The sequence below is a fragment of the Celeribacter sp. PS-C1 genome (genome assembly GCF_019429625.1).
GTDB lineage: Bacteria > Pseudomonadota > Alphaproteobacteria > Rhodobacterales > Rhodobacteraceae > Celeribacter.
On the sequence record NZ_JAHXRW010000003.1, the window covers coordinates 71,178 to 97,674 of the forward strand.

A 26,497-nucleotide genomic window follows, 5' to 3' on the forward strand; every position below is an offset into this window, starting at 1 on the left:
CTAGGGCTTAGATGCGGCTGTGCTCCGGTGTGCGGGCGATGATCCAGACAGCGTGCACGATGCCGGGGATATAGCCCAAAAGCGTCAACAGGATGTTGAGCCAGAAGTGTTTGCCAAAGCCCACCTGCAAGAACACGCCCAAAGGCGGCAGCAAAATCGCGACAAGAATGCGGATAAGGTCCATGGTGTTCTCCTTTTCGTGTTGAAAAGAGAACGCCTTTAGAGAGGATTGGGTTCCGCTTGGCTTTGGATGGCGTTTAGCGGCGCAGTCCCGTACCGATCTCATTGAGCACAGATTCGATGCCCGTCGGCGCCGCTGTGGTGTCGGCCGCGACAGAGGTCACGATCGCATCGAAGCGGGCGCGTAGAGCCTCTTTCTCCTTGCCTTTGCAATCGTTCCAGGGGCGGCCCTGAAGCCCCATGACCATGGCGTAATAGGCGATGAAATGCGGCCGCGATCCGGTCGCCAGAAGCCGTGTGTAGGCCGCATCCGGTCCCAACGCCCGCAGCGCCTCGGCGCTCTCGATCCCCGCACGCGCAAAAGACGCGTCAGAGGCGGGGCCGAGGTTGCGAATGGAGGAGACCGGTGACGCCATGCCGGGTCAGGGTTTTACAACCGTATCCAGCGCGTGCAGCGTCGCCAGAAGCGGGCCGAGGTCTTCGATCTTGAGCATGTTCGGCCCGTCCGAGGGCGCGTTGTCCGGGTCTTCGTGCGTTTCAATGAACAATCCCGCCACGCCAACGGCCACCGCCGCGCGCGCCAGCACCGGCACCATGGTCCGGTCACCGCCCGTCGAGGTGCCTTGGCCGCCCGGTTGCTGCACCGAATGGGTTGCATCCATGATCACCGGATAGCCGGTCTGGGCCATACGCGGCAGGCCGCGGAAATCGCTGACAAGCGTGTTGTAGCCAAAGGATGTGCCGCGTTCGCAGAGCATGATCTGGTCGTTGCCCGTGGAGGCCAGTTTCGCCGCCACATTGTCCATGTCCCACGGGGCCAAAAACTGGCCTTTCTTGACGTTCACCGCCTTGCCAGTCTCGCCCGCAGCCAGCAACAGGTCCGTTTGACGGCAGAGAAACGCCGGGATCTGCAACACATCGACCGCTTCGGCGGCCATGGCGCAGTGGCTCGGCTCATGCACGTCGGTGATGACCGGAACGCCGAATTCCTCGCGGATTTTCGACAGGATGGTCAGTCCTTTTTCGGCGCCAAGACCCCGCTTGCCCGACAGCGAACTGCGGTTGGCTTTGTCATAGGAGCCTTTGAACACAAACCCCGTGCCGGTCGGCGCACAGGCCTCCGCAATTTTCTCCGCCAGCATCCGGGCGTGATCGAGGCTTTCCAACTGGCAGGGGCCGACGATCAGGCCAAAGGGCCGGGCGTTGGAGAAGGTCACATTGCCGATGGTGACGTCTTTGGCGGCTGTGGGGGTGGACATGGCGGGATCCTCGCAAAGGGTTTGAGACCCTATCCCATGAAGCAGGGTTTGGGCGCAAGCCCGTTGGCCGGAGACGGCGATCTCGGTGTCGAGATCGGGTATGCCCGTCGCATGATCGCGTTGTAGCTTTCAGCGGCGAGACAATCGGCAAGGCAATCGGTGCCAGCTTGCTGACCTTTGCTGTGCCCTACGTGCGTTTGATCGCTCGTAGCGCACATTTAGATAGGGTTTGCGAAGAACGGGCTTCGCCTATTCGACAGGGTGTTGGACGAATGCGCACTCAAATCCTGTCGTGAGTTGAAAAGAGAGAGATGAAATCCCTAAAAAAGAAGAATATCCCGGTTTGACCATTCGATCTAAAACGACCTGTGTCTTTGGGGGCGTTTGGCGTCAGACAGATGTTTCAATTCGGGGCAAGGGTAGGGACGTTTCGACAGACTGAGGCAGGGGAACGCCGGGTTTCTTGAGGGGCGCGGCTTGAACCTTGGGGCGCATTCAGGTCTACAGCGCGGATAAATCCGGGCCTTTGGAATCAAAAACCATGACCTCACATGACGGCCAGGCGGCCTCCATCATATTCGACACGGTCGGAAAATCCTTTGCCAAACCGGGCGGGGGAACCGTTTCCGCGATCAGCGATGTCTCCCTGACTGTCGAGGCCGGGACGATCACCGGCATCATCGGCCGTTCGGGCGCGGGCAAGTCCACGATGTTGCGCATGGTCAACGGGCTGGAGCGTCCGACCTCTGGTAAGGTGCTGGTCGGCGATCAGGACGTGGGCACCGCGCGCGGCGCCAAGCTGCGGGCCATTCGGCGCGACGTCGGCATGATTTTCCAGCATTTCAATCTCTTGTCCTCGGGCACCGTCTCCGAGAACATCGCTTTGCCGCTTGAAATTGCGGGCATTGGAAGCGCGGAGATCAAGACCCGTGTGGCCGATCTTGTCGACCGTGTCGGGCTGACGGCGCAGGCGGATCGCTACCCGTCCGAATTGTCCGGCGGCCAGAAACAGCGCGTGGGCATCGCCCGTGCTCTGGCGACCGAGCCGAAAATCCTGCTCTCCGACGAGGCCACCTCGGCGCTCGACCCGGAGACAACGCAAACCGTGTTGTCGCTGTTGAAAGACATCAATCGCGATCTCGGGCTGACCATCCTTTTGATTACCCATGAAATGGCCGTGGTGCGTGACATCGCCAGCCATGTCGCCGTGATCGAAGGCGGCCAGATCGTCGAGGCCGGAACGACCTATGACGTCTTCACCGCGCCGCAACATCCGACGACGCGCTCTTTCCTGTCGGGCGTGACGGGTGTCACCTTGCCCGCCTTTATCAGAGATAAAATCATCGCTGAGCGTCCGGCGTCGGGCGGCGAGGAAGTGGTGCGCGTGACCTTTTCCGGCAAACATGCGACCGATCCGATGTTGGCGCTATTGACGCGCGATCTGGGGATCGAGGTCAATATTCTCGCCGGTGCGGTCGAAGAGATCGGCACGCAGCCCTTCGGCAATCTTCTGGTCTCGCTCGACGCCGCCAAAGGCGATGAGGCGCGGACCTATCTGGAACGTCATGGTCTTTTGACGGAGGTGCTTGGCTATGTCGGCTAATCTCATCAACCTTTTGATCGAAGCGACCGGTCAGACGCTTTACATGGTGGCGATCTCGACCCTTCTGGGAACCCTGTTCGGCCTGCCTCTCGGCGTGTTTCTGGCGATCTCCCAGCGTGGGGAGCTTTTGTCCTCACCTTGGGTGAACAAGGTGTTGGGCCTTGTGGTCAACGCCACGCGGTCCGTGCCGTTCATCATTCTCGTTGTGGCGATCATTCCCTTCACACGCGCCATTGCGGGCACCTCAATCGGCACCACCGCCGCGATCGTGCCGCTGACCATTGCCGCCGTGCCCTTCATCGCGCGACTGGTGGAAAATGCCATTCGCGAGGTCGATGGCGGGCTCATCGAGGCGGCACGCGCCATGGGGGCGACCCCGTTCCAGATCATCCGCAAGGTGCTGATCCCCGAAGCCTTGCCTGCGATCACGCTGGGTCTCACACTCGCCGTGGTGAGCCTCATCGGCTATTCCGCCATGGTCGGCGCCGTCGGTGGCGAAGGACTTGGCGATCTCGGTATTCGCTACGGTTATCAGCGCTTCATGCCCGATGTTATGGCCGTGGTGGTCGTCATTCTCATTGTTCTCGTCCAGCTTGTGCAGTCCATTGGTGAATGGATTGCCGCCCGCGTGGACAAACGTGCCCCCAAGGGGCGCGGTCAATAACCCTATCCGAACCGCATCATAAGGAGTTTACACATGCTGCGCGTTGCAACCCTTTCCTCCGTTCTCGCCCTCATGGCCTCTGTCGCCATGGCCGAAGAGATCAAAGTCGGCGTGTCCCCCGGCGAACATGCTGAAATCATGGAAGTCGTGGCAGAGGTTGCCGCCCCGATGGGCCTCGACATCGATGTGGTGGAATTCTCCGACTACGTGATCCCGAACACCGCGCTGGCCGATGGCGACATCGAAGCCAACTCCTTCCAGCACGTGCCCTATCTGGACAACCAGATGAAGGACCGCGGCTTTGAACTGGTTGTCGTGGGCAACACGATCACCACGCCGATGGGCATCTATTCCGACAAGATCGAAGACCTCGCCACCCTCGAAGACGGTGCGAAAGTCGCGATCCCGAACGACCCGACCAACGGCGGCCGTGCGCTGTTGTTGTTGCAAGACCTCGGTCTCGTAACGCTCGCGGAAGGCACCGGTCTCGTGCCGAGCCCGCTCGACGTGCAGGACAACCCCAAGGGCCTCAAGTTCCTCGAACTGGACGCCGCCCAACTGCCGCGCACTCTGTCGGATGCCGACATCGCGATCATCAACACCAACTACGCCATCGCCTCGGGTCTGAGCCCGAAAGACGATTCCATCGCGATGGAAAAGGCCGAAAGCCCCTATGTGAACGTGATTGTTGTGCGCAAGGGTGACGAGGACCTGCCCTGGGTGAAAACCCTTGTGGACGCCTATCACTCCGATGAGGTCAAAGCCTTTATCGAAGACAGCTATGATGGCGCTGTGATCACCTCCTGGTAAGATTAGTCGGTGTTCAGTGCAGGACGCGCCATGCGCGAACCGCAACTCGAACGCGACCCATGACAGACGAACGCCGTCCCGCTTGGGGCGGCGTTTTTTGTTCGAACAGGAGAGGAACAGGAGTTGCAGGCCGCAGTTTGCAGGGAACGCCAAAACGTCGGACGTCACCCTGATAAGGGCGGGTTCCAAAACGACAAAAGCGACCCAGAGGATCGCTTTTTCGTGTCTTCCAACCATTTTAGAGTGTGGTTGGCTCCGGCGGTAGGGATCGAACCTACGACCAATTGATTAACAGTCAACTGCTCTACCGCTGAGCTACGCCGGAACATGTGGCGGTGTATAGCTATGTGATTTGGGGCGTGCAAGTGGGTTTTGTGACAAAAAATAAAATTTTGACAATTTTTTCCTCAAGTCACGGAAAATACAGCATTTTCAGAGAGTTCGGGCGCCGCGCGAACATGGTTTCTTTCGGTGAGGTCGATCAGATGCGCCAAAGTGTTGCGCGCAGCGGCGGGCAGGTGGTTTTCGGGCAGCTCCGTGTAGACGGCTCTGGTCAATGGCAAGAGCGTCTGAGAGCCTTCGCGTAGAATGTCGAGGATCTGTGCCTCACGCTGGGCGCGGTGGCCCAGCAGAAAGTCGATCCGTTCAATAGGGCTGTCCACCGGCGCGCCGTGGCCGGGCATGAGGCGCACCGGTGCTACATTATGCAGGAGGGCGCAGCTGTCTCGAAAGGCGGCTGCATCGCCATCCGGCGGGGAAATCAGAGAGGAGGACCAGCCCATGATGAGATCGCCGGAAAAGACCATGTCTTGCCAGTGAAAGCAGAGATGATTGCCCATATGCCCGGGTGTATGAAGCGCCTTGATAGGGCCTGCGGCGGTCTCGAGCGTTTCTTCATGCGCCAATGTCACATCGGGGGCAAAACTGTCGTCGACGCCTTCGCCGCCGCCGATTTGATCGCCAAGTGCGGACATCACCGGACTGCGTCCGGCAACCGCGTCACCAAAGGCATGAACGGGCGCACCAGTCATCTCGGACAGGGCCTGCGCGCCTTCTGAGTGATCTCGATGCGCGTGGGTGACAAGGATATGCGAGAGGTGCGCGCCGTCGGGCAGGGAGGCGAGGATCGTCTCGCGGTGGTCCGCCAAATCGGGGCCGGGGTCAATCAACACACGCGCTTCTCCGTCCCCCAAGAGATAGGTGTTGGTGCCCCAATAGGTCATCGGTGAAGGGTTCGGTGCCAGAATGCGGATCAGCCCGGGGGCGATGTGGGTCACGGTGTCGGGACGGGGATGCACGTGATTGTCCTTTTCTTCTGGCTCTGTCAGGGTCTACCAAGGGCGCGTTTCGTCGCAAAGGTGAATCTCGGCGGAGGGCGAGGGCGCCTTGAGGCGCGCTCGTGAAATCATAGGGGACCGTGCGCGCGCCCCGAAAGGCTTTGATGTATGCTGTTCGATTGGCTTAAAAAATATCTGCCGCGCGGGATTTATGGCCGGGGCGCCCTCATCCTTTTGGTGCCTGTCGTGGTGATCCAGATCGTGGTGATCGTTGCCTTCTCCCAACGCTATTTCGAAGACATCACGCGTCAATTGAGCCGTGGCGTGGTGGCCGAGATTGGCCTCTACGTGGTTTCCGCTGAAACATTGCCGCCGGATCAGGTCTCGCTTGCCTTGCAGGAGTTAGATGAGCGCCTGGGATTTACATCGACCTTCGGCGCGGAGGCACCGGTCCAAGATCAGCGACGTTGGTATGACTATTCTTCCCGGGTGATCGAAGACGAATTGCAGAGCGCGATCGACGGTGTCGAGGGCGTCGATGTGGCCAGCAACACGCAGCGCGTGCGGCTTTCGATTCTGACCGAAGCCGGGCGTTTGACGCTTGAGTTGCCGCGGCGGCGGGCTTCGGCGGCGAATCCGCACCAATTGGTGGTCTGGACGGCGTTCACGGGCCTTGTGATGACCCTCATCGCGTTTATGTTTCTGCGCAATCAGCTTCGGCCCATTCGTCAACTGGCGCGTGCCGCCGAAAGTTTCGGGCGCGGGGAAAGCCGACCCTATCGACCGGCGGGCGCCATCGAAGTGCGCTCTGCGGGCGCGGCTTTTCTCAACATGCGCTCGCGGATCGAACGTCAGATCGAGCAACGGACCTTGATGCTCTCCGGTGTCTCACACGACCTGCGCACGCCCCTGACGCGGATCAGGCTGGGCCTGTCGATGCTGGATGTGCCTCAGACGGACGCCGAGGAAGTTGCGGCCATGCAAGCCGATCTCGACGAGATGGAGCGGTTGATTGAGGCTTTCCTGGATTTCGCGCGCTCTGACGCGACAGAGGATCCGGAAGAGGTCGATCTGGTTCAGTTTGTGCAGTCCGCGAAGGAACGTGCGGAACGCGCCGGCGGTGTGGTTGAACTGGGGGCGATGCCGGATCAGGCGGTGATGTTGAAATTACGTCCGGTGGCGCTGGCGCGTGCCCTCGACAATCTCATGTCCAACGCCCGGCGCTATGGCACGACGGCGCGCATTGGTCTGGCGCTGTTTGAGCGCGCAGCGGTGATCTCCGTTGAAGATGACGGGCCGGGGATTGCGCTTGAGGGGCGCGAGCGGGCTTTGCAGCCTTTTGTGCGCTTGGATGAATCGCGCAATCAGAATCGCGGGTCAGGTGTGGGGCTTGGCCTTGCCATCGCGCATGACGTGGCGCGGCGGCACGGCGGGACGCTGCGACTTGGCGAAAGCGAGGCGCTGGGTGGACTGAAAGCCGATCTGGTCTTGGCGCGTTAAGCGGCAAGAAGCCCGATGAGGGGCACCCAAGCCTTTGATATGAAGAGAATTTTATGGATTTTGGTAGGCCCGGCAGGACTTGAACCCGCAACCAAAGCGTTATGAGCGCTCTGCTCTAACCAATTGAGCTACAGGCCCCTACCAGCGCTTTGCTTATTGTGCGGGCATGGCAGGGTCAAGCAGAAGTCGAAGAAAGGCGCCAACGCGGGCCTTTTCAACCGGGCACAAACCGCGTAAACGGTCGGCAACTTTGGTTTGCGCGGGGAGCCTTTGCCATGACGCAGGGAAAAAACGGTCTGACTTATGCGGACGCCGGTGTGGATATCGATGCGGGCAATGAGCTTGTTGAACGGATCAAACCGGCGGCGAAAAAGACCACGCGTCCGGGCGTGATGGCCGGTCTCGGCGGTTTTGGCGCGCTGTTCGATCTCAAAGCGGCGGGCTATGAGGACCCGATCCTCGTCGCCGCGACGGATGGCGTGGGCACCAAGCTGCGCATCGCGATCGACACGGACAACGTCAAAACCGTGGGCATTGACCTCGTTGCCATGTGCGTGAATGACCTTGTGTGTCAGGGGGCTGAGCCTTTGTTCTTCCTCGACTATTTTGCGACCGGAAAGCTCAAGCTCGACAACGCCGCTGCCGTCATCGAGGGCATCGCAGAGGGCTGTGCGCAGTCTGGCTGTGCGCTGATCGGCGGTGAAACGGCAGAAATGCCGGGCATGTATGAAGATGGCGATTTCGACCTCGCGGGTTTTGCCGTGGGCGCGATGGAGCGTGGCTCCGATCTGCCGTCCGGCGTGCGTGAGGGCGATGTGCTTTTGGGGTTGGCGTCCAACGGCGTGCATTCCAACGGCTATTCGCTGGTGCGTAAAACCGTCGAGATTTCCAGCTATAAATGGTCCGACATCGCGCCGTTCTCTGATGCGACTTTGGGCGAAGAGCTTTTGAAACCGACCCGCCTTTACGTCAAACCGGTGCTCAAGGCGATCCGCGCGGGCGGCGTTCATGCGCTGGCGCATATCACCGGTGGCGGTCTGACCGAAAACCTGCCGCGCGTGCTGCCGACCGGCATGGGCGCGGACATCGACCTGACGGCTTGGACTTTGCCGCCTGTGTTCAAATGGCTGGTCGACACCGCGGGCCTGTCGCAGCATGAATTGCTCAAGACCTACAATGCCGGGATCGGCATGATCGTGGTCTGTGCGGCCTCCGAAGCTGATGCTTTGGCGGAGCTTTTGAGCGGCGAGGGCGAAACCGTTTATCGCCTCGGTTATGTGACCACGGGCAATGGCGTGACCTATGAGGGCGCCCTGTCGTGAGCCCCAAAAAGGTCGCGATTCTGATCTCCGGCGGCGGCTCCAACATGGTGTCGCTCGCCAAATCCATGTTGGACGGGGCAGAGGGCGAACATCCCGGACGCCCCTGTCTTGTGCTCTCCAACGTGCCCTCGGCGGGCGGGTTGATGAAGGCCGGCGACATGGGGATTGCGACCGAAGTGGTGGATCACCGTGACTTTAAAGGCGACCGGGAAGCCTTTGAGAAAAAGCTTATTTCCGTCATTGACCAATATGAACCGGACGTCATCGCGATGGCCGGGTTCATGCGCATTCTGACGCCCACGTTCATCTCGCATTACGCGGGCAAGATGCTGAATATTCACCCGTCTTTGCTGCCGAAATACAAAGGCCTTCACACCCATCAGCGCGCGATTGAGGCGGGCGATGAGGAGGCCGGGTGTTCGGTGCATGAGGTGACGGCAGAGCTTGATGGCGGGCCGATCCTTGGGCAGGCGCGGGTTACAATTTTGCCAAATGACACGGCGGATGATCTGGCGGCGCGGGTTCTGGTGAAAGAGCATCTTCTCTATCCCTTAGTGCTCAAACGGTTCCTCTCGGGCGAAAAAGACCTGATCACGCTTTAAGCCACTCTTCGTGGCGCTAGGGCGACATGTCGCGGGTCTGTGATCCTTTCGGCCCTTTCAAAGATATATTCGAGATGTAGAATATAACGCGAGTCCGCACAGGACCCGTAGCTATGTCGCGAAAGGATATCGCATGAAAACCGCTGATTTCGTTGCCACAATTTTTGACGGCCATTCCAACCCGGGCAAAGTGACCGTGGCCTTTACCATGGCGCTCAACGCGCAGAAAATGGGCCACAGTTCAATCGTCTTGTTGATGGTCGAAGGCGTCGAACTGGGCCAGCCGGGCTCCTGCGACGATATCGACATTGGCAAACCCTTTGAGCCGGTGGCGGACCTGATAAAGACCTACCGCGAGGCCGGTGGACGCATCGGGATTTGTGGCGCCTGCATGATCCACAACGGGTTCAGCGCCGAACAGATGGACCCGGCCTATGAGATCATCACAGCGCCGGATGTTGTCGAGTTGCTGATGGCGGCGAAGGGCAGTTTGCCGATCACCTGAGCCACGTTTTCGCGCTCAAAAGAGGGGCAGCTTGCACCAGACAAGGGGAAGGGGGGCGTTCTGCGCCCCCTTTGTTCTTTTCATTCCAGCTCAAACCCCGTATCAGAATTGAACCGCCGGGATGACCCCGCACCGCAGGCAAAAGAAAACAACATGATCACGATCACCACGACCGAAGGCCTTCAGGCTTTCTGCGACCGCGCCAAAGCTCACCCTTATGTCACGGTCGACACCGAGTTCCTTCGCGAACGGACCTATTATTCCAAACTTTGCCTCGTGCAGCTTGCCGTTCCGGGCGACGCTGAAGAGGACGCGGTTCTGGTCGATCCGCTGGCCAAGGGACTTGATCTGGCGCCGCTTTACGCTCTGTTCCGCGATGAAAACGTGGTTAAGGTCTTCCACGCCGCGCGCCAGGATCTCGAGATTTTCTATATTCAGGGTCAGGTGATCCCGACGCCTCTGTTTGACACGCAGGTGGCCGCGATGGTCTGCGGCTTTGGTGAGCAGGTCGGCTACGAGACCCTCGTGCGCAAGATCGCCAAGGAAAGCCTCGACAAAACCTCGCGCTTCACCGATTGGTCGCGCCGCCCGTTGACGCAGGCGCAGGAAAGCTACGCGCTGGCCGATGTAACGCATTTGCGGGTGATCTATGAATTCCTGCGTGATGAAATCAAACGCGAAGGCCGCGAGAAATGGGTGGCCGAGGAGCTTGAGGTGCTGATGTCGCCGGAGACCTATGTGGTCAAGCCCGACGACGCCTGGATGCGGGTCAAGACGCGCACCAGCTCCGGCAAATTCCTTGCAGCTGTCAAAGAGCTGGCCGCTTTCCGAGAGTTCTACGCCCAGAGCCGCGATATTCCGCGCAATCGCGTCTATAAAGATGACGCGATGCTGGAATTGGCGTCGACGAAACCCAAAACGCCACAAGACCTGTCGCGCTCGCGGCTTTTGTTGCGTGAGGCTCGTAAAGGCGAGATCGCCGACGGTATCCTGCAAGCGATTGAAAAGGCGTCTAACTACACCGCCGCCGAAATGCCAAAGCTCGATATGTCAAAAGACAAGCTTCAGGTGAACCCGGCGCTGGCGGATATGCTACGCGTGTTGCTCAAGGCGAAATCTGACCGATTCAACGTGGCCGCTAAGATGATCGCCTCCGCCTCCGATCTCGATCAGATCGCGGCCGGAAAGCGCGATCTGCCGGTGTTCAAGGGCTGGCGCGCCGAGGTGTTCGGTGACGATGCGCTGCGGCTCTGCAAGGGTGAGATCGGTCTGGCCGTCAAAGGTCAACGGGTCGATGTGATCGCGCTTTAAAGCGCGATCTCACCTTCTTTCAGAACCATTTCGAACCGTTTGCCGGTGAGGGTTTGCGGCTCAAACCCGCACGCACGATACGTCGCCTGCGCCGCCATATTGTGGTCCTGCGTGCCGACGGTCAGGCTGTGACAGCCCAAGGCGATCGCGGTGGCTCTGGCTTCTGTAATCAAAGCCCGCCCAACGCCTTGACCGCGCGCCTCTTTGGCGATGAAGAGATGGTGCAGGTCCAGCGTCTTTTGCCCATGTTGCAAACGCAACCCACCAACCAGTCCCGCATAGCCAATCAGCGCACCTGCGCGCTCCGCCACCAAAAGGCGCAACCACGGCAGATCCGCGCGCATCAGATCAATCAGGCCAGGCAAGTCTAGCTCAGGCGTGTCGCCATTGTGATGCGCGAGCGCATGTATCATCTCCAAAAGCGCATCCTTGTCGCCCCAGCGGGCACGCCGGACCGAAATGGGTTGCGTGGCCATGCTTTGCGTCGCGTTGATCGGTGTCATGAGGGTCATTTTTCTCTCCTGTCTGCGCCACAGGAGGGGAATATTGACATAAAAAAAGCCGCCTCGTGTGGCGGCTGTTCAATGTTCCAAGTCGAATGGGCCGCGCTTATGTAAGCTCGGTCCAATAAAATACGGTCATGGAAGCAATCTGTGTCATGCGAGCCAATCTGCGCGGAGAGGTTGGGTCTGTCAAGCGCAAAGCGCGCCTGCCTCTGATGCGAGGTTAGACGAGCGCCATCTCATAGCGGGGCGCGCGCGGGGTGCGGCGCTGAAAGCCGACGGCGCGATAGGCCGCTTTGGCAGTCTCGGAGGTGCTCATGATCCCGACGCTCAAGGTGCCACAGCCCAGATGATGCGCGACACTGCGCGCGGATTGGGTCAAAGCGCGCGCGACGCCTTTTTCGCGATGCTCCGGGCGGACATAGAGGTGGTGCATCTGCATGGCGCGGTCGATGGGGCTCAGTTGCAGCCCGCCGACCAGCGCGGTGTAACCAATCAAAGCGCCATTCTGTTCCGCCACCAAAATGCGTGCCCAAGGATTTGGGGCATAGAGCAGGTCGATTAAGGCGTCTTTATCGAGCAGCAATTGATCCTTCGTCACCATTTGAAGGGCGTGGATCATCTCAAGCAGGCAAGGCAAATCTTCCTGTTCCATCGCACGGATGGTCAGGGGCGGGATGGCCAGCGGGGAGGTGAGGCCCGTGATATCGAAGCTGCGCTCAGTCATTTTGGTCATGTTCTGATCTCCTGCCGCGACAAGACATCAAAAAGGTTAAGGCCACCCTTGGGTGACGGTGAATTTTTTGTAACAGCGGCCGATTTTTTCGGTGAGGTGCGTTTGACGCCCATATGTGTGAGCGCGCGTGCGCTGTCAATCTGTAGATTTGGCCAAATTGAGCGCTTGGTCAAATTTATAGGGCAGATTGAGAGAGGGGGGCGACTTGCGGAGGCGCAGCTGGCCACCGCAAGTCTCGGTAAGTGACAGCTCAGCCGTCGTAATCCACCTCTTCGGTCAGGCGCACGGCATCCGCGCGCTCTTCGGCCAGACGGGCCAAGGAGATATTGTCGGGGTGCAGATCACCCCAGCTTTTGACCAGTTCGGAGGCGTCGGTGCCCGGCACCACCGGGTATTCGGAATTTGCCTCGGCATAGATTTCCTGCGCGTGTTTGGAGGTCAGGAATTCGATGAACTGGATGGCTTCCTCGGTGTTCTTAGACGCTTTCGTTAGCGCAACGCCCGAGATGTTTACATGCGTGCCGCCACCTTCGACGTCGAACCGCGGAAAGTCGAGGCGCACGGAGTTCGCCCATTCGCGCTGTTCCTCATCGGCCAACATTTCGCCCATGTAATAGGTGTTGCCGAGAGAAATGTCGCATTCGCCGGCCCAGATCGCCTTGACTTGCGCGCGGTCGTTGCCCTGCGGTTTGCGGGCGAGGTTGGCTTTGAGCCCTTCGAGCCAGGCTTTGGTTTCCTCGGGGCCGTGATGCGCGAGATAGGCGGAGGTCAGACCGATCATATAGGTGTGCAGGCCGGAGCGGGTGCAGATACGGCCTCTCCATTTCGGATCTGCGAGATCCTCATAGGTGGTCACTTCGCCCTCGGCCACGCGCTCTTTCGAGGCGTAAACAATCCGCGCACGCGAGGTCACACCCCACCAGTTGCCTTCCGGGTCGTGGAATTCGGCGGGGATGTTTTGCTGCAAGGTCTCGGTCATCAGCGGCTGGGTCACGCCGGCGTCGACGGCCTCGGCCAGACGCGCGATGTCGACGGTCAGGATCACGTCGGCTGGCGAACGGTCGCCCTCGGCCTTGAGGCGCTCGGTCAGACCTTTTTCGATATAGGCCACGTTCACCTGAATGCCGGATTCTTCGATGAAGGCGTCGACGAGCGGCTGGATCAATTCCGGCTGGCGATAGGAATAGACGTTCACATCGGCGAAGGCGGGTGCGGCTGCGGCAATGAGGGGCAGGGCGAGGCTAAGACGCTTGTGCATGAGGATCTCCGTGGGGGCTCCGTTGGTTTGCGTCCTTAAATCTGAGTAAAACGCTCAGGTCAATCTTAGTTTGACTGAGATCATCGCTTTTTGATCGGCAAAACTCAGGCCTTGCGGGCCTTCTCCTCGGCCTTGATCGCATCCCAAAGCGCGTCCATCTCCGCCAGATCGCTGTCTGCGGGCGCTTTGCCCTCCACCGAGAGGCGGTCTTCTATTGCGTTGAAACGGCGTGTGAATTTCGCATTGCAGGCTCGCAGAGCCTCTTCCGCGTCCACCCCCAAATGGCGCCCGAGATTGACCACGACAAACAGCAAATCGCCGAACTCCTCGAAGACCTCGGCCTGCGTAAGACTGTCGCGTGCCTCTTCCAATTCCGCGGCTTCTTCGCGGATTTTATCCAAAACATGCGAGGTGTCCGGCCAGTCGAATCCCACACGCGCCGCCCGCTTCTGTAGCTTTTGCGCCCGCATCAAAGCGGGCAGGCCCATAGCGACCCCGTCAAGGACGCGGGTCTCCCCACGGCGCTCGCGTTCCTTGGCTTTTTCCTTTTCCCAATCGACGGTCTGCTGCTCTGGCGACTTTTGATTGCTCTCGTCGCCGAAGACATGCGGGTGACGCGAAATCATTTTGGACGCAATGCTTTGTGAGACGTCATGGAAATCAAACAGCCCCTTGTCGGAGGCGATCTGGGCCTGAAACACCGATTGGAACAACAGATCGCCCAGTTCGGATTTCAAATCCTCCATGTCGCCACGCGCAATCGCATCATCGACCTCATAGGCCTCTTCGATGGTGTAAGGCGAGATGGTCGCGAAATCCTGTTCGATGTCCCAGGGACAGCCACCCTCCGGGTCACGCAAACGGCGCATGATTTCCAAAAGCTGCTCAATGCCCTCAGGCACGTCGTGGATCGGGTCGCGGGGAGTGTCCTGTGTCATGGCGATAAACTGGCCCTCACAAGAGGGCTTTGCAAGCCTGAAAACCCGCGCTACAAAGGTCCTCATGACCAACCGTGCCACCATCATTATTGGCTGCTGCATTATCCGCTGACATCGTCGCGCGGGTCCGGTCTCTTTTCACCTGAAATGGAAGCTGATAAGCCCGCGGGGGACACCCTGAGGGACTAGCTTATGACCATCAAGCTCACCAATTCGAAGACCCGCAAGAAAGAGGTTTTCGAGCCGATCGACCCGAACAATGTGCGGATGTATGTCTGTGGCCCGACGGTTTACGACCGCGCCCATATCGGCAACGCGCGGCCCGTGATCGTGTTCGATGTGCTTTACCGGCTGTTGCGCCATGTCTATGGGCCGGATCACGTCACCTATGTGCGCAACTTCACCGATGTGGATGACAAGATCAACGCACGCGCCGCCGAAAGCGGGCGTTCGATCCGCGAGATCACCGACGAGACCACCCAGTGGTATCTCGATGACATGCGCGCGGTGGGGGCGATGGACCCCGACCAGATGCCGCGGGCGACCGAATTCATCGGCGCGATGATTTCGATGATCGAAGGGCTGATTGCAAACGGCCACGCCTATACGGCAGAGGGCCATGTGCTGTTTTCCGTCGAGAGCTACAAGGACTACGGCAAGCTTTCGGGCCGCTCCATCGACGATATGATCGCGGGCGCCCGTGTTGAAGTGGCGCCCTACAAACGCAATCCGATGGATTTCGTGCTGTGGAAACCGTCCTCCGACGATCTTCCCGGTTGGGACAGCCCGTGGGGCCGAGGGCGTCCGGGTTGGCACATCGAATGCTCGGCCATGTCTTATGAGCTGTTGGGCGAGAGTTTCGACATCCACGGCGGCGGCAACGACCTGATGTTCCCGCACCACGAAAACGAGATCGCCCAAAGCTGCTGCGCCCATCCGCAGGGGTGCTTCGCGCGCTATTGGCTGCACAACGAGATGTTGCAGGTCGAGGGCAAGAAAATGTCCAAGTCTCTGGGCAATTTCTTCACCGTGCGGGATTTGTTGGATGGCCATGACGGGATGCCGGGGGTGCCGGGGGAAGTGATCCGCTTTGTGTTCCTCTCGACACATTACCGCAAGCCGATGGACTGGACGGCGGAAAAGGCGGAGCAGGCGAAGGCGACACTTATGAAGTGGTATCGTCAGGCTGGAGAAGCGATCGATAGTGCAGAGCTCTATCAACCCGTCGTGGATGCTCTCTCAGACGATTTGAATACGGCTGCCGCAATTGCAGAGATGCACCAACTTTCGCATGCAAATGATCAACCTGCGCTTCGGGCATCGATGCACTTGATGGGGTTCCTGCAAAACGGCATTCCCGATTGGGCGCGGGGCGTCGATCTATTGGACTATGCCGACCGGCTCTCCGAACTCCGCACAATCGCCATGGAAACCAAAGACTTTTCTGCCGTCGACGCGATGAAAACCGCGCTCTTGGATGCAGGTGTCGAAGTGCGCATGTCTAAAGCTGGCGTGGAACTTGACGCGGGGCCCAACTTCGACGCTGCGAAACTTGAGGGGCTACTTTGATGACCACAGCCAACACCAAAGACCGCCTCTATCTCTACGACACCACACTCCGCGACGGCCAGCAGACCCAAGGCGTGCAATTCTCCACCGAGGAAAAGCACCTGATCGCCGATGCGCTCGACCATCTCGGCGTCGATTACATCGAGGGCGGCTGGCCCGGCGCCAACCCGACCGACAGCGAATTCTTCGCCGACGCGCCCAAGACCAAAGCCACTTTCACCGCCTTCGGCATGACCAAACGCGCCGGGCGCTCCGCCGAGAATGACGAGGTGCTCGCGGGCGTGTTGAACGCGGGCACGGATTCCGTTTGTCTCGTCGGCAAGACCCATGATTTCCACGTCACCACGGCGCTCGGCATCACGCTTGAGGAAAACATCGAGAACATCGAAAAATCCATCGCCCATCTGGTGGCGCAAGGCCGCGAGGCGCTGTTCGATGCCGAGCATTTCTTTGACGGCTATAAGGCCAACCCCGACTACGCCATCGCCTGTTGTCAGGCCGCCTATAAGGCCGGGGCGCGCTGGATCGTGCTCTGCGACACCAACGGCGGCGCGCTGCCCGGTGAGGTCTATCAGATCACGCTCAAAGTCATTGAGGCGGGCATTCCCGGCTCACATCTGGGCATTCACACCCATGACGACACCGGCAACGCCGTCGCCAACAGCCTCGCCGCCATCAACGCTGGCGCGCGGCAGGTGCAGGGGACGCTCAATGGCCTCGGTGAGCGCTGTGGCAATGCCAATTTGATGACGTTGATCCCGACATTCCTGTTGAAAGAGCCGTATAGATCGACGCTCGACACAGGGGTCACGGAGGACGCCCTGAAGAGCCTCGTCAAAACCTCGCGCATGCTCGACGACATCCTGAACCGCGTACCGCTGCGCTCTGCGCCTTACGTCGGGGCCTCGGCCTTTGCGCATAAGGCGGGGCTTCATGCCTCGGCCATTCTCAAGGACCCGACCACATACGAACACATCCCGCCCGAGACCGTTGGCAACGCCCGCATCGTGCCGATGTCGAACCAAGCAGGGCAGTCGAACCTGCGCTCGCGTTTGGCGGATATGGGGCTGGAGGTCTCGGAGAAGGCCGATCTTGGCCGCATTCTCGACCGCATCAAACAGCGCGAGAGCGAGGGCTATTCCTACGACACCGCGCAGGCGTCTTTCGAGTTGGAAGCGCGCCGTGAGCTGGGCCTCATGCCCGCGTTTTTCGAGGTCGAGCGCTACCGTGCCACGGTAGAACGCCGCCGCGACGCGAAAGGCCGCGAAATCCATCTCTCCGAGGTCACGGTGGTGGTCAATATCGCCGGAGAACGCCACCTGTCGGTCTCCGAAGGCATCATGGCGGACGGCAATGACGGCGGGCCTGTGAACGCGCTGTCGAAAGCTCTGGTGAAAGATCTTGGGCCCTATTCCGACATGATCACCGACATGGAACTCGTTGATTTTAAAGTGCGCATCACCAATGGGGGCACCGAGGCCCGCACCCGTGTGATCATTGACCATGAGGACAGTCTGGGCCGTCGCTGGTCCACCGTGGGTGTGTCCTCGAACATCATTGACGCGTCTTTCGAGGCACTTTTGGATGCGGTTTTGTGGAAACTTTTGCGCGATGGCGCGACGGCTTTGGGAGCCGAATAATGTCGGTTCAAGCCTGCGCAGAGATCGTCCAAAAAGGTGACGAAGACCGGTTCCGCGCCACGATGGCCGCGCCTCTGGCCGCGCGCGAGGTGTTGTTCCCGATCCACGCCTTTTGTCTTGAGGTCGCGAAGGCGCCTTGGGTGACCAAGGAGTCGATGATCGCCGAGATGCGGTTGCAGTTCTGGCGTGATGTCTTGCAGGAGAAAATCGACGGCAAGGCGCCGCGTGCCCATGAGGTGGCGGGGCCACTGGCCGCGGTGCTTGATACCGCCTCTGCGCAGGCTTTGGATGCCACGGTGACTGCGCGGCAATGGGACATTTACCGCGATCCGCATGAGGATGCAGCGGCGCTCAGGTCCTATCTGCATAAAAGCTACGCCATCCCGATGCACCTCGCAGCCCGTCTGCTTGGTGCACCGGAAACCGCGACCAAAGCGCTTAACGCTCTGGGCTACGCGGGCGGATTGGCGCGCTATCTGATGGCCATTCCGGGGTTGCAATCGGCGGGGCGGATTCCGCTGGTCGACGGTCGCCCTGATGCGGTGTCAGAGCTTGCAAAAGAGGCTCTGGAACAGGGCCGTTGGGGCGCGCAGCAATTGGGCAAACTGTCCAAAACTGCCCGCGCGCCGATGATCGACGCGGTGATGCATTTGCCGGTGTTGAAACAGGCGGCAAAAGACCCGGACGCAGTTCTGGACGGACGTCTGGGGCAGGGACCTGCGGGCAAAGCCCTACGTCTGGCCGTGGCGTCTCAGTCGCCAAGCTGGGCTTTTTTCTGAGTGTAATCGAGCACATAGACCCGGATGGCGGAGGCCAATCCGCTGTCCACACCGCGCAGCTCGTCGATCTCGGCGGCCAGCACATTGACCGGGATGTCGCGCTCTTTGGCGATGCCGCGAAAGGCGCGCCAGAACGGTTCTTCAAGCGACACAGAGGTGCGGTGGCCGTGCAAAGTCAGCGAGCGCTTGACCGGTCGGCCCATCAAAAGCGCGCTCATGTGTCGTCTCGCTTATGCGCGTCCAATTCCGATTCGGCCTTGGCCTTCTGCGCCTCTTCGAGGGCTTTTTGCGCCTTGGTGCGACCGAATTTCACGGCATTCTGATCGCCCTCGGCGCGCTTGTCCGCGCGGGCTTTCTGTTTGCGAAACTGGTTCAGATTGGTGACGTTGTCGGTGCTCATGGGGTGGCATGATACCGTATGAACGGGTTTTACGCCAGTGCCAAAATCGGCCCGTCCAAAAGTTCCATCAGTGCGCCAAAATAGCCCTCGGACCGTGCGGGGCGGTTCGGGTCGGAACTGATCGCGACGGCAAGGTCTCTTTCCGGATGGGCGGCGATGATCTGGCCACCATAGCCGCGCGCAAGGATGTAGCCGCTGTCGTTCAGGAACCAGCCGTAGCCATAGGACATGCCGGACCAGGGCGAACGGGTGCGGGCCGTGGTGGAGGCGTCGATCCAGCTTTGCGGCAGGACGTCGCGGCCTTCGAACCGACCGCCATCGCGCAGCATAACAGCGATTTTCAACATGGCGCGGGGCGTGAGCGCCATTTCATTGCCGCCCATGTAATAGCCCTGCGGATCGCGGGTCCAGGGCGGGATCTCAATGCCCAAAGGCTGGCCCAAGATGCGACGCATCTGGGACAAAAGCGTCTCGCCGGTGGCCTCGGCAAGGGCTGCGCCCAAGAGATGCGTGCTGCCGCTGGAATAGATCATCCTGCTGCCCGGTTCGGCCTCCATCTCGCGGGTCAGGGCATAGGTGTTCCAGTTCGAGGAATTCACCCAAGCGCCGTAATTCGGCCCGGAGGTGGACGCCAACCCGGCACGCAGGCTGACGAGGTTTTCCAAGGTGATGTCGCGCACACGTGCGTCGGCGCTATCGGGAATGAGGCGGGGGGCAACCTCGCCCAGCGTTGCAGTGATTGAGGGAACGGCACCCGACGTTATAGCGTCACCGAGGCAAAGCGCGACGAGGCTTTTGGAGCAGCTTTTGATGTTGGTGAGCCGGTCCAGTCCACCGCCGCGCGGGGCCTCGGCAAAGATCACCTCCGGGCCGCGCTGCACTTGCAGGGACTGGAGCTGATCGAGATCGTTCACAGTTTCTGAGAGAGACGTGCTCTGCGCCCAGGCGGGGCGAAGGGCGGTGAGGGCGAGGGCCGCAGGGGCGGCTGTGAGAATCTGGCGACGATACATGCCGCCAGACTGTCACAGGTTTCGAGCTTTAAGGACTCACGGGCGATCACAGTCCCGCGGGTCATTCTATAAGCGCGATTTGTCTTTAGTTTTGAGGGGCGTAGGCGCGCATCACCTCTTCGTAGCGCGCGGTGGTGATCTCCGGGTTGTGGGTCTGGACGCAGGCGACCATCTCCGGGCGCGCGCCATTGGGGGCGGCGGCTTCACCGGCCTGATAGCGTTGTTTCGCGGCCTTCATTTCTTCGCGCGAGGGACGGTTGGCTTTGAAACATTGGGTCAACTCCTGTTTCGTGAGGCCCAGGTCTTTGGCGATGTCTTCGACCGGAAAGCGGCCCTGTGCGGTGGCGGGCAGGGCAAGCGTGATGAGAAGCGGGGCTGCGAGAAGGTATTTCATGGTCTGTCTCCTGTGTGTTGGAGCCTCTGATACGTGTGTCCCTTCGGCCTTCCGTCGGCAAAAAAGAAAGGCGACCCGAGGATCGCCTTCACTTTAATTTGTCATGTTTTCAGCGTAGGGAAACGCTGCTTCGCGCGTAGCGCGTTGGTCCGAACCAATCAGTCCTTCGGGCCGATCATCTGCTCAGGGCGGACCACTGCGTCAAAGGTGGCCTCATCCACAAAGCCCAGCTTGATCGCCTCTTCTTTGAGGGTCGTGCCGTTCTTGTGCGCGGTCTTGGCAACTTTCGTGGCGTTGTCGTAGCCAATGGTCGGCGCGAGAGCGGTCACCAGCATGAGGGACTCGTGCAGCAGTTTCTCGATGCGCGGCTCGTTGGCCTCGATGCCCGCCACCATGTTGTCGGTGAAGGCGGACGCGCTGTCACCCAACAACTGCATGGACTGCAGCACATTGTAGGACATCATCGGGTTGTAGACGTTCAGCTCGAAGTGGCCTTGCGAACCGGCGAAACCGACGGCGGCGTCGTTGCCCATGACGTGGGCGCAGACCATTGTCAGGGCTTCGGCCTGGGTCGGGTTCACCTTGCCCGGCATGATCGAGGAGCCCGGTTCGTTTTCCGGCAGGATCAGCTCGCCCAGACCGCAACGCGGGCCGGAGCCCAGAAGACGCAGGTCGTTGGCAACTTTAAAAAGCGAAGCAGCGACGGTTTTCAGCGCGCCGGAGAACATCACCATCGCGTCGTGTGCTGCGAGCGCTTCGAATTTGTTTGGCGCGGTCACGAAGGGCAGACCTGTGATTTCGGCCATGTTTTTGGCGACAGCTTCCGCCCAGCCTTTTTTCGTGTTGAGACCGGTGCCGACAGCCGTGCCGCCTTGGGCCAACTCGTAGATCGCGGGCAGGCACATCTCGACGCGCTTGATGCCCATGCGGACCTGATGCGCGTAGCCGCCGAATTCCTGACCTAGCGTCAGAGGCGTCGCGTCTTGGGTGTGGGTGCGGCCGATCTTGATGATGTCTTTGAATTTCTCGGCTTTTTCTTCGAGTGCAGCGGCCAGTTTGTTCAGGCCGGGCAGCAACACGTCACGCGCCTGCATGGCGATGCCGACATGCATGGCGGTCGGGAAGGTGTCGTTCGAAGACTGGCCCATGTTGCAGTGATCGTTCGGGTGCACCGGATCTTTCGAACCCATCGTGCCGCCCAGCATTTCGATCGCGCGGTTCGAAATCACCTCGTTGGCGTTCATGTTGGACTGGGTGCCGGAGCCGGTCTGCCAAACGACGAGCGGGAAGTTATCGTCGAATTTGCCCTCGATCACCTCGGTGGCGGCGGCCACGATGGCGTCGCCAAGCTCTTTCGACAGCTTGCCCTGCGCCATGTTTTCCATCGCACAGGCTTTTTTCACCACGCCCAGAGCGCGGATGATTGGCACCGGCTGACGTTCCCACCCGATGGGGAAGTTCATGATCGACCGCTGGGTCTGCGCGCCCCAATATTTGTCGGACGGGACTTCGAGCGGGCCAAAGCTGTCGGTTTCGGTACGGGTGGTCATCGGGGCACTCTCCCATGCTATGCCAAAGATTGCTTTGGCTATAAGGCCTCAAACAGGGGCTTGCAATGTATACCGAGGCATACATGGCGGTGATAGCGCTAAAAAACGATGTCCTGACCTAAGTTTGCGCCCTAATTTACACGGCGCCGGTATTCGAAAACGCGCGCGGGCGGAAGGTTGGCCCAAACCGTGCCGCGTTTCTCAGAGACAAGGCCAAGCTCGCCCTGCATCTCGGGCGTGATCGGGGAGCTGTTTGCATAGGTGATCTGGGTGAAAAACGCGCCCGGCGCCATGACCTCAAACGCGCGGCCTACGACGGCGCGTTGCAGCGCGGGTTTTGCGAGAACCGGCACACCGGAGATCACCGCGCCGATGTTGCTGAGCCCGATGTCTCGGATGTCTTCGGCAGGGCGATTGATGACACGGACGCCCGGGAATTTTTCACACAATTCGACACAAAACCGAGGATTTAGCTCCAAAAGCGTCAGACGCGAAGGCGGCACGCCACGGGCAAGGATTTCGCGGGTAAACGACCCGGTGCCTGCGCCGATCTCTACGATGGGGCCTGAACTATCCTCGACGCCACGGGTCATGAGCCGCGCGGTGGCCCCCGAAGATGGGGCAATGGCGCGAACTTCGTCAGGGTTGCGGATCATCTCAGAGAGGAAAACAGCAAAATCGCGCGGCATCTAGGAGCTCCTGTTGGCTTTGGCACCATGGATGAGCGGGGGATGCTGGCAAATCAAGCGGGCAGATGCGGCTGTTACGCAATCTTCACGGGGCTGTTTCCAAAGCGATAAAAAAGGGGCCGCTTGGGCCCCTCAATGTCGTTCAGATGTCGGATCAATTCACTTGCGGAACTTGTCCAGAGAGACAATCTCTGCCTCTTTCGGTCCGCTGCTTTTCTCCGGTTCGTCTTTCGGCTCGAAAGAGGTCACCTCGGCGTCATGCGGGATCTCGTCTTCGTCCATTTCCTCGACATCGTAATCCTGCGTCTCAAAACGCAGGCCGAACTCGACGGAGGGGTCCACAAAGGTGCGGATCGCGTCATAGGGGATATACAAAGGCTCCGGGCTGTCGCCAAAGTTCAGCGTGATCGCGAACCCGTCTTCGGAAACCTCGAGATTGTCGAACCAGTGCTGGATGACGATGGTCATTTCCTCGGGGTAGCGGTCCGAAAGCCAGTCCGCCAATTCCACATCCGGGTGCATGGTGTCAAAAGTGATAAAGAAATGATGTTCCCCCGGCAAACCGTCCTTGGCCACGCCATCGAGCACTTTGCGGATCAGTCCGCGCATCGCGTCGTGCATGAGGTTGCCATAATCGATGGTTTTGGCCATCCGAGCGTCCTTTCCTTATCCCTTCCTCGCAGCATAAGGGATTCTGCAGGAGAGGGAAGAGGCCTTTGAGATCACTCAGCTCATGAACTCTCCAGCGGCGCCAAGACCCAATCCAGCCAAGGCCATAAGGGCCAGCGTGGTCATCAATCCGCGTTTGAGGGCGAACAAGAGGAGGGCCGCGAGGATCACGAACGCCACCGCTTCCACCGACAGGCTGCGCAAATCGGGCAGGGTGAGTCGCACTGGGCCGAGGCTTTGTGCCGAGACGCGGGTGAAGAGCACATGAAGCGCAAACCACCACGACAGAGAGGCGATCACACCGACGACGGCGGCAGTGACGGCCTTTAAGGCTGCGTCGAGTTTTGGCCGGGTGGCAATCCAGTCGATGTAGGGCGCGCCTGCGAAAATCCATAGAAAACAGGGGGTAAAGGTGACCCAAAGCGTGACAAGAGCGCCCATGAGACCGCCCAGAAGCCCCAAAGGCGTTGCGGCCATATACCCTACAAATTCCGTCACAAGGATCAGCGGACCGGGCGTGGTTTCGGCCAATCCCAACCCGTCAAGCATCGCCTCGGGCGTCAGCCAGCCGTGGTTTTGCACCACTTCTTGCGACATATAGGCCAGCACCGCATAGGCGCCTCCAAAGGTCACGACGGCGAGTTTCGAGAAAAACAAAGCGATTGCCAAAAGCCGATCTTGCCCGCTGAGCCAAAGTCCGATCAGCGGCGCGGCCCAAAGCGCGCTCCAGACCGCCAATGTGCGGGGCAGATGTGTGGCTTTCGGTGTTGGCATGCTTGGGGCGCTGGCTTTGGCAGTGAGAGCGCCATAGGCGGCCGCGCCCAGCACGATCAGGGGGAAAGGCACGGAAAACGCGGTGATCAGCACAAAGGACAGCGCGGCCAGCAACCAGCGGCTGCGGGTGCGAAGCGCTTTTTTGCCCAATCGCAACAGGGCCTGAAGTACGACCAGAACCACCGTCGCCTTGATCCCAGCAAACAGCGCCTCTGAGGCGGGAAGGTGGCCGAAATGGGCATAAAGGGCCGCAAGCGCCAGCATCACGAGCGCGCCGGGGGTGACAAAAAACAACCCCGCGATCACGCCGCCGGGCACACCGCGCAGGCGCCAACCGGCATAGGTTGCGAGCTGCATCGCCTCGGGGCCGGGCAGCATCATGCAAAAGGAGAGCGCAGAGAGAAACCCGTCCTCGCTGAGCCAGCGCCGATCTTCGACCAATTCTCGATGCATCACCGCGATCTGCGCTGCCGGTCCCCCAAAGGACAAAAGCCCGATCCGGGCGAAGCTTTTCAGGAAGGCGGAAAAATCCGGCGGGTTGGAAGAGGGCTGGGGCGTCACGGCAGAGCCTCGGTCAGGAAACCAATGCGCTCTTGGTAGCCGCCCCAGCCCGTGGGTCAAGCCCTCGGTTCTAGCCTGCGGGTGCAAGTCGGACAAAACCGCCGGTCTGGCCCTCAAGCACGCCATGTTCATCTGATGTCGGCTTGAGCATTGCCTCCAGCAGAACGGCTGTCGGCGTCCAATAGGGAATGTACCACTCCTGATCGACCTCGAGGATCAGGACCTCGTCCTTGGCGGCATCATAGGCGCCGATCAGCGACACATGCGGGCCATCCCAATCACCGGTCACGACGCCTTGGTTGAAATAGACCAAGAGTGTGTCGCTAGAGCTTTCTTCGTTGAGAGACAGCCAGTTGCGGATGGTTTCTAAAGTGGCCTCTGTGGCGTCTTCGGGTTTGAATGAGGTGACGCCGTAGTCTTCGAGGCCTGCCACAGACAGAGCCGCCGCGGCATAGGTGACCAGATCGTTGAACATCACGCCATCGCCGCCTTCGGCTGAGATTTCCGACCAATGCGCGTCGCCCACGGCCTCCAACAAGTCGGGTTGTGTCATCACGGTGTCTTCGGCATTGGCCGGCAAACCGGCAAGCCCGTTCACGGCGGCGGTCACTGAGGCCACACCACATGCGGAGGTGGTAAATTGCGGCTTCACATAGGGCGCAAAGGCCCAGAAATCCGGCGCGGGCGCGCTGCGTAGATAGTCGGTGGCCTCGGTCACAGGTGTGGCGTTGGGGCCAAGCTTCGGAAGAGGGGCCTCGTCTTCGGCATGGGCGGCGAGGCTCGCACACAGAGACAGAGGCAGCACCAGAGACAGGGCCCGCGCCCCGATATAAACAACGGTCGATTTCATATGTCACCTATTTGAAAACGGGCCATGACCGTGAGGCAATCATACGCCGACACGTGATCCCGCCCGCTTACTTTTGATCAAATTTAGAGATTGGCAAGAGAAACCGAACGCGGTGGACCGAGGCGCCGCGACGTTGCCGCGTTTTCAGGCGAAAGACGTCACGCCAAGACTTCGCCCGCGAGCATGAGCGCGAGAGAATCCTTAGGCAAATTGCCCATCTGTTCAAAATAGCTGACGAAATCATAGCTGTTGTATGCCTCTATGATTTTACCGTTCTTTAGTCGGATCATCACTTGCCCGGGAATGTGAATGGGCGACATGTCAGAGGCTTTCTGCGCATGAAGTGTCATCCGCACCCAGACGCGGTCGTCCATCTCCATCGAGTCTTCGATGCTAAAGCTGACATTTCGAACGACGTGGAGAACGGCGGGAACCAGACTTTGAAAATCTTCGATCTGGGCCGCGAAATCCGGCATCAACCCACTGGCCAGAGCCTCGCCATCGAAAAACTCGGCCACTGCGTCGAGATCTCCCTCGACCCATACTTTTTCATACCAAGCGGTGAGAATTTCGAGACCGGTCACGGCGTAATCCATCCATTTTGAAGCATTGTTCAAACGGCATACGCCCAAAACCTAAAGAATTGGTTGCCAGCCCCAACTAATTCTTGTGCCAAACGACTTTTAAAAAGGAGGGGGGTAAGTGCAGGATTCTGTTGCCAGGCTCCTGCGGGCCCCGCCTTACGCTGCTAGGCGTAAGGACTTAGATTTCGATATTTCGCACAGCTTACGCTGCGAGAGCCATCGGAGCTTTGTTGTCGTTTGCAACTAGCTTAAGTGAACCGATAACGGTGGTATCTCACCGAGACAAAGCAAAACCCCTTTAGACGTCCGTCGATCCTATTTCGTCCCCATGATCCAATCTCTTGCCGATCTCAAACGAAGATCGAAGAGGGGTATTTGGTGGAGACGCCGGGTACCGCCCCCGGGTCCGATCCGCTTATTACGAGCGCGTTTATGTCCATAGTCGCCGAAGCGACAACACACATGTAAGCGATGGGAAGCCGGGTTTCAAGAGGTGGTGACATAATGCGAAACGCCGCCCCAATGACAGGGCGGCGATTACTTTTTTCCGAAATAATATG

29 protein-coding genes, 2 tRNA genes and 1 other RNA gene are annotated in these 26,497 nt (G+C 59.6%); 11 read left to right on the forward strand and 21 right to left on the reverse strand.

What is annotated here, in order from left to right; genetic code table 11:
- Nucleotides 1–7: 7 nt before the first annotated feature.
- The 3 genes from J5Y17_RS05165 to kdsA form a co-directional block, all read right to left on the reverse strand.
- The gene (locus J5Y17_RS05165) at nt 8–184 is read right to left on the reverse strand and encodes a YqaE/Pmp3 family membrane protein (RefSeq protein ID WP_167600442.1); all 177 of its coding nucleotides are present in this window, start codon (nt 182–184) and stop codon (nt 8–10) included.
- A 73-nt stretch (nt 185–257) separates the two neighbouring features.
- Nucleotides 258–596 (reverse strand): TfoX/Sxy family DNA transformation protein, encoded by a 339-nt coding sequence (locus J5Y17_RS05170; RefSeq protein ID WP_219784177.1) that lies wholly within the window; start codon nt 594–596, stop codon nt 258–260.
- A gap of 6 nt (nt 597–602) precedes the next feature.
- Nucleotides 603–1,439 carry a 3-deoxy-8-phosphooctulonate synthase gene (gene kdsA / locus J5Y17_RS05175; protein ID WP_219784178.1) on the reverse strand — a complete coding sequence of 279 codons (837 nt, stop codon included), beginning with the start codon at nt 1,437–1,439 and terminating at the stop codon, nt 603–605.
- A 541-nt stretch (nt 1,440–1,980) separates the two neighbouring features.
- Here kdsA and J5Y17_RS05180 point away from each other — a divergent pair.
- From J5Y17_RS05180 to J5Y17_RS05190, 3 genes are read left to right on the forward strand one after another with little or no spacing between them, the layout of a single operon-like run.
- Nucleotides 1,981–3,042, forward strand: a complete 1,062-nt coding sequence (locus J5Y17_RS05180) for a methionine ABC transporter ATP-binding protein (RefSeq protein ID WP_219784179.1) — start codon at nt 1,981–1,983, stop codon at nt 3,040–3,042.
- On the forward strand, nt 3,032–3,706 hold the full coding sequence (locus J5Y17_RS05185; protein WP_219784180.1) for a methionine ABC transporter permease: 675 nt from the start codon (nt 3,032–3,034) through the stop codon (nt 3,704–3,706). The genes J5Y17_RS05180 and J5Y17_RS05185 overlap by 11 nt, the downstream gene beginning before the upstream one ends.
- A gap of 33 nt (nt 3,707–3,739) precedes the next feature.
- A complete protein-coding gene (locus tag J5Y17_RS05190) occupies nt 3,740–4,516 on the forward strand; it encodes a MetQ/NlpA family ABC transporter substrate-binding protein (protein WP_219784181.1) in 777 nt (258 codons plus the stop codon).
- 250 nt (nt 4,517–4,766) lie between these two features.
- Here J5Y17_RS05190 and J5Y17_RS05195 read toward each other — a convergent pair.
- Both J5Y17_RS05195 and J5Y17_RS05200 read right to left on the reverse strand, forming a co-directional pair.
- Nucleotides 4,767–4,841 (reverse strand) — tRNA-Asn (locus J5Y17_RS05195).
- An 82-nt stretch (nt 4,842–4,923) separates the two neighbouring features.
- Entirely contained in the window at nt 4,924–5,814 is an 891-nt protein-coding gene (locus J5Y17_RS05200; protein WP_370628866.1) for an MBL fold metallo-hydrolase, read from the reverse strand.
- Nucleotides 5,815–5,961: 147 nt separating this feature from the next.
- Here J5Y17_RS05200 and J5Y17_RS05205 point away from each other — a divergent pair, with 147 nt between their 5' ends.
- Nucleotides 5,962–7,293: an ATP-binding protein gene (locus J5Y17_RS05205; RefSeq protein WP_219784182.1), complete on the forward strand. Its 1,332-nt coding sequence runs from the start codon at nt 5,962–5,964 to the stop codon at nt 7,291–7,293.
- A 61-nt stretch (nt 7,294–7,354) separates the two neighbouring features.
- Here the strand turns inward: J5Y17_RS05205 and J5Y17_RS05210 are convergent.
- Nucleotides 7,355–7,431: transfer RNA gene (locus tag J5Y17_RS05210), tRNA-Ile, on the reverse strand.
- 137 nt (nt 7,432–7,568) lie between these two features.
- Between J5Y17_RS05210 and purM the strand changes: the two genes are divergently transcribed.
- From purM to rnd, 4 genes are all read left to right on the forward strand, one after another.
- Nucleotides 7,569–8,615 carry a phosphoribosylformylglycinamidine cyclo-ligase gene (purM, locus tag J5Y17_RS05215; RefSeq protein WP_219784183.1) on the forward strand — a complete coding sequence of 349 codons (1,047 nt, stop codon included), beginning with the start codon at nt 7,569–7,571 and terminating at the stop codon, nt 8,613–8,615.
- Nucleotides 8,612–9,217 (forward strand): phosphoribosylglycinamide formyltransferase, encoded by a 606-nt coding sequence (purN, locus tag J5Y17_RS05220; protein ID WP_219784184.1) that lies wholly within the window; start codon nt 8,612–8,614, stop codon nt 9,215–9,217. Before purM ends, purN begins: the two co-directional genes overlap by 4 nt.
- Nucleotides 9,218–9,350: 133 nt before the next feature.
- Nucleotides 9,351–9,722 carry a DsrE family protein gene (locus J5Y17_RS05225; protein WP_219784185.1) on the forward strand — a complete coding sequence of 124 codons (372 nt, stop codon included), beginning with the start codon at nt 9,351–9,353 and terminating at the stop codon, nt 9,720–9,722.
- Nucleotides 9,723–9,875: 153 nt separating this feature from the next.
- Nucleotides 9,876–11,033, forward strand: coding sequence for a ribonuclease D (gene rnd, locus J5Y17_RS05230; protein WP_219784186.1), 1,158 nt, complete (start codon nt 9,876–9,878; stop codon nt 11,031–11,033).
- On the opposite strand, the gene J5Y17_RS05235 is transcribed toward rnd, so the two are convergent.
- The 4 genes from J5Y17_RS05235 to mazG all read right to left on the reverse strand — a co-directional run bounded on the left by J5Y17_RS05235 (nt 11,030) and on the right by mazG (nt 14,468).
- Nucleotides 11,030–11,545 carry a GNAT family N-acetyltransferase gene (locus tag J5Y17_RS05235; protein WP_219784187.1) on the reverse strand — a complete coding sequence of 172 codons (516 nt, stop codon included), beginning with the start codon at nt 11,543–11,545 and terminating at the stop codon, nt 11,030–11,032. The two genes, rnd and J5Y17_RS05235, sit on opposite strands and share 4 nt — an antisense overlap.
- A gap of 214 nt (nt 11,546–11,759) precedes the next feature.
- Nucleotides 11,760–12,272, reverse strand: a complete 513-nt coding sequence (locus J5Y17_RS05240) for a GNAT family N-acetyltransferase (RefSeq protein WP_219784188.1) — start codon at nt 12,270–12,272, stop codon at nt 11,760–11,762.
- Nucleotides 12,273–12,522: 250 nt separating this feature from the next.
- Nucleotides 12,523–13,530, reverse strand: coding sequence for a Fe(3+) ABC transporter substrate-binding protein (locus J5Y17_RS05245; RefSeq protein WP_219784189.1), 1,008 nt, complete (start codon nt 13,528–13,530; stop codon nt 12,523–12,525).
- Between the two features lie 104 nt (nt 13,531–13,634).
- The gene (gene mazG, locus J5Y17_RS05250) at nt 13,635–14,468 is read right to left on the reverse strand and encodes a nucleoside triphosphate pyrophosphohydrolase (RefSeq protein ID WP_219784190.1); all 834 of its coding nucleotides are present in this window, start codon (nt 14,466–14,468) and stop codon (nt 13,635–13,637) included.
- Between the two features lie 192 nt (nt 14,469–14,660).
- Between mazG and cysS the strand changes: the two genes are divergently transcribed.
- Genes cysS through J5Y17_RS05265 form a run of 3 tightly spaced genes read left to right on the forward strand, consistent with a single transcriptional unit; the run spans nt 14,661 to nt 18,456 of the window.
- Nucleotides 14,661–16,037: a cysteine--tRNA ligase gene (cysS, locus tag J5Y17_RS05255; protein WP_219784191.1), complete on the forward strand. Its 1,377-nt coding sequence runs from the start codon at nt 14,661–14,663 to the stop codon at nt 16,035–16,037.
- Nucleotides 16,037–17,677 (forward strand): citramalate synthase, encoded by a 1,641-nt coding sequence (cimA, locus tag J5Y17_RS05260; RefSeq protein ID WP_219784192.1) that lies wholly within the window; start codon nt 16,037–16,039, stop codon nt 17,675–17,677. Before cysS ends, cimA begins: the two co-directional genes overlap by 1 nt.
- The gene (locus J5Y17_RS05265; protein WP_219784193.1) at nt 17,677–18,456 is read left to right on the forward strand and encodes a squalene/phytoene synthase family protein; all 780 of its coding nucleotides are present in this window, start codon (nt 17,677–17,679) and stop codon (nt 18,454–18,456) included. The genes cimA and J5Y17_RS05265 overlap by 1 nt, the downstream gene beginning before the upstream one ends.
- On the opposite strand, the gene J5Y17_RS05270 is transcribed toward J5Y17_RS05265, so the two are convergent.
- The 11 genes from J5Y17_RS05270 to ssrA all read right to left on the reverse strand — a co-directional run bounded on the left by J5Y17_RS05270 (nt 18,429) and on the right by ssrA (nt 26,431).
- A complete protein-coding gene (locus tag J5Y17_RS05270; protein WP_167600817.1) occupies nt 18,429–18,662 on the reverse strand; it encodes a ribbon-helix-helix domain-containing protein in 234 nt (77 codons plus the stop codon). The two genes, J5Y17_RS05265 and J5Y17_RS05270, sit on opposite strands and share 28 nt — an antisense overlap.
- Nucleotides 18,663–18,670: 8 nt before the next feature.
- On the reverse strand, nt 18,671–18,856 hold the full coding sequence (locus tag J5Y17_RS05275) for a DUF4169 family protein (RefSeq protein WP_219784194.1): 186 nt from the start codon (nt 18,854–18,856) through the stop codon (nt 18,671–18,673).
- 29 nt (nt 18,857–18,885) lie between these two features.
- Nucleotides 18,886–19,866, reverse strand: a complete 981-nt coding sequence (locus tag J5Y17_RS05280) for a serine hydrolase (protein ID WP_219784195.1) — start codon at nt 19,864–19,866, stop codon at nt 18,886–18,888.
- Between the two features lie 85 nt (nt 19,867–19,951).
- Complete coding sequence (locus tag J5Y17_RS05285) at nt 19,952–20,260, reverse strand: hypothetical protein (RefSeq protein WP_219784196.1); 309 nt, start codon at nt 20,258–20,260, stop codon at nt 19,952–19,954.
- A 158-nt stretch (nt 20,261–20,418) separates the two neighbouring features.
- Nucleotides 20,419–21,810: a class II fumarate hydratase gene (fumC, locus tag J5Y17_RS05290; protein ID WP_219784197.1), complete on the reverse strand. Its 1,392-nt coding sequence runs from the start codon at nt 21,808–21,810 to the stop codon at nt 20,419–20,421.
- Between the two features lie 131 nt (nt 21,811–21,941).
- Nucleotides 21,942–22,499, reverse strand: a complete 558-nt coding sequence (locus J5Y17_RS05295; protein WP_219784198.1) for a class I SAM-dependent methyltransferase — start codon at nt 22,497–22,499, stop codon at nt 21,942–21,944.
- Between the two features lie 159 nt (nt 22,500–22,658).
- Entirely contained in the window at nt 22,659–23,150 is a 492-nt protein-coding gene (locus J5Y17_RS05300) for an SspB family protein (RefSeq protein ID WP_219784199.1), read from the reverse strand.
- A gap of 75 nt (nt 23,151–23,225) precedes the next feature.
- Entirely contained in the window at nt 23,226–24,503 is a 1,278-nt protein-coding gene (chrA, locus tag J5Y17_RS05305; RefSeq protein WP_370628867.1) for a chromate efflux transporter, read from the reverse strand.
- Nucleotides 24,504–24,573: 70 nt separating this feature from the next.
- Entirely contained in the window at nt 24,574–25,353 is a 780-nt protein-coding gene (locus J5Y17_RS05310; RefSeq protein ID WP_219784200.1) for a phytochelatin synthase family protein, read from the reverse strand.
- 158 nt (nt 25,354–25,511) lie between these two features.
- Entirely contained in the window at nt 25,512–25,937 is a 426-nt protein-coding gene (locus tag J5Y17_RS05315) for a nuclear transport factor 2 family protein (protein ID WP_219784201.1), read from the reverse strand.
- 117 nt (nt 25,938–26,054) lie between these two features.
- Nucleotides 26,055–26,431, reverse strand: a transfer-messenger RNA (tmRNA) gene (ssrA, locus tag J5Y17_RS05320).
- Nucleotides 26,432–26,497: the final 66 nt, after the last annotated feature.

What these genes read in the sequence shown, in the direction of transcription:
- J5Y17_RS05165 (WP_167600442.1), bottom strand. Translation starts at nt 184, where the DNA reads ATGGACCTTATCCGCATTCTTGTCGCGATTTTGCTGCCGCCTTTGGGC.
- J5Y17_RS05170 (WP_219784177.1), bottom strand. Translation starts at nt 596, where the DNA reads ATGGCGTCACCGGTCTCCTCCATTCGCAACCTCGGCCCCGCCTCTGAC.
- kdsA (WP_219784178.1), bottom strand. Translation starts at nt 1,439, where the DNA reads ATGTCCACCCCCACAGCCGCCAAAGACGTCACCATCGGCAATGTGACC.
- J5Y17_RS05180 (WP_219784179.1), top strand. Translation starts at nt 1,981, where the DNA reads ATGACCTCACATGACGGCCAGGCGGCCTCCATCATATTCGACACGGTC.
- J5Y17_RS05185 (WP_219784180.1), top strand. Translation starts at nt 3,032, where the DNA reads ATGTCGGCTAATCTCATCAACCTTTTGATCGAAGCGACCGGTCAGACG.
- J5Y17_RS05190 (WP_219784181.1), top strand. Translation starts at nt 3,740, where the DNA reads ATGCTGCGCGTTGCAACCCTTTCCTCCGTTCTCGCCCTCATGGCCTCT.
- J5Y17_RS05205 (WP_219784182.1), top strand. Translation starts at nt 5,962, where the DNA reads ATGCTGTTCGATTGGCTTAAAAAATATCTGCCGCGCGGGATTTATGGC.
- purM (WP_219784183.1), top strand. Translation starts at nt 7,569, where the DNA reads ATGACGCAGGGAAAAAACGGTCTGACTTATGCGGACGCCGGTGTGGAT.
- J5Y17_RS05225 (WP_219784185.1), top strand. Translation starts at nt 9,351, where the DNA reads ATGAAAACCGCTGATTTCGTTGCCACAATTTTTGACGGCCATTCCAAC.
- rnd (WP_219784186.1), top strand. Translation starts at nt 9,876, where the DNA reads ATGATCACGATCACCACGACCGAAGGCCTTCAGGCTTTCTGCGACCGC.
- J5Y17_RS05235 (WP_219784187.1), bottom strand. Translation starts at nt 11,545, where the DNA reads ATGACCCTCATGACACCGATCAACGCGACGCAAAGCATGGCCACGCAA.
- J5Y17_RS05240 (WP_219784188.1), bottom strand. Translation starts at nt 12,272, where the DNA reads ATGACCAAAATGACTGAGCGCAGCTTCGATATCACGGGCCTCACCTCC.
- J5Y17_RS05245 (WP_219784189.1), bottom strand. Translation starts at nt 13,530, where the DNA reads ATGCACAAGCGTCTTAGCCTCGCCCTGCCCCTCATTGCCGCAGCCGCA.
- mazG (WP_219784190.1), bottom strand. Translation starts at nt 14,468, where the DNA reads ATGACACAGGACACTCCCCGCGACCCGATCCACGACGTGCCTGAGGGC.
- cysS (WP_219784191.1), top strand. Translation starts at nt 14,661, where the DNA reads ATGACCATCAAGCTCACCAATTCGAAGACCCGCAAGAAAGAGGTTTTC.
- cimA (WP_219784192.1), top strand. Translation starts at nt 16,037, where the DNA reads ATGACCACAGCCAACACCAAAGACCGCCTCTATCTCTACGACACCACA.
- J5Y17_RS05265 (WP_219784193.1), top strand. Translation starts at nt 17,677, where the DNA reads ATGTCGGTTCAAGCCTGCGCAGAGATCGTCCAAAAAGGTGACGAAGAC.
- J5Y17_RS05275 (WP_219784194.1), bottom strand. Translation starts at nt 18,856, where the DNA reads ATGAGCACCGACAACGTCACCAATCTGAACCAGTTTCGCAAACAGAAA.
- J5Y17_RS05280 (WP_219784195.1), bottom strand. Translation starts at nt 19,866, where the DNA reads ATGTATCGTCGCCAGATTCTCACAGCCGCCCCTGCGGCCCTCGCCCTC.
- J5Y17_RS05285 (WP_219784196.1), bottom strand. Translation starts at nt 20,260, where the DNA reads ATGAAATACCTTCTCGCAGCCCCGCTTCTCATCACGCTTGCCCTGCCC.
- fumC (WP_219784197.1), bottom strand. Translation starts at nt 21,810, where the DNA reads ATGACCACCCGTACCGAAACCGACAGCTTTGGCCCGCTCGAAGTCCCG.
- J5Y17_RS05295 (WP_219784198.1), bottom strand. Translation starts at nt 22,499, where the DNA reads ATGCCGCGCGATTTTGCTGTTTTCCTCTCTGAGATGATCCGCAACCCT.
- J5Y17_RS05300 (WP_219784199.1), bottom strand. Translation starts at nt 23,150, where the DNA reads ATGGCCAAAACCATCGATTATGGCAACCTCATGCACGACGCGATGCGC.
- J5Y17_RS05310 (WP_219784200.1), bottom strand. Translation starts at nt 25,353, where the DNA reads ATGAAATCGACCGTTGTTTATATCGGGGCGCGGGCCCTGTCTCTGGTG.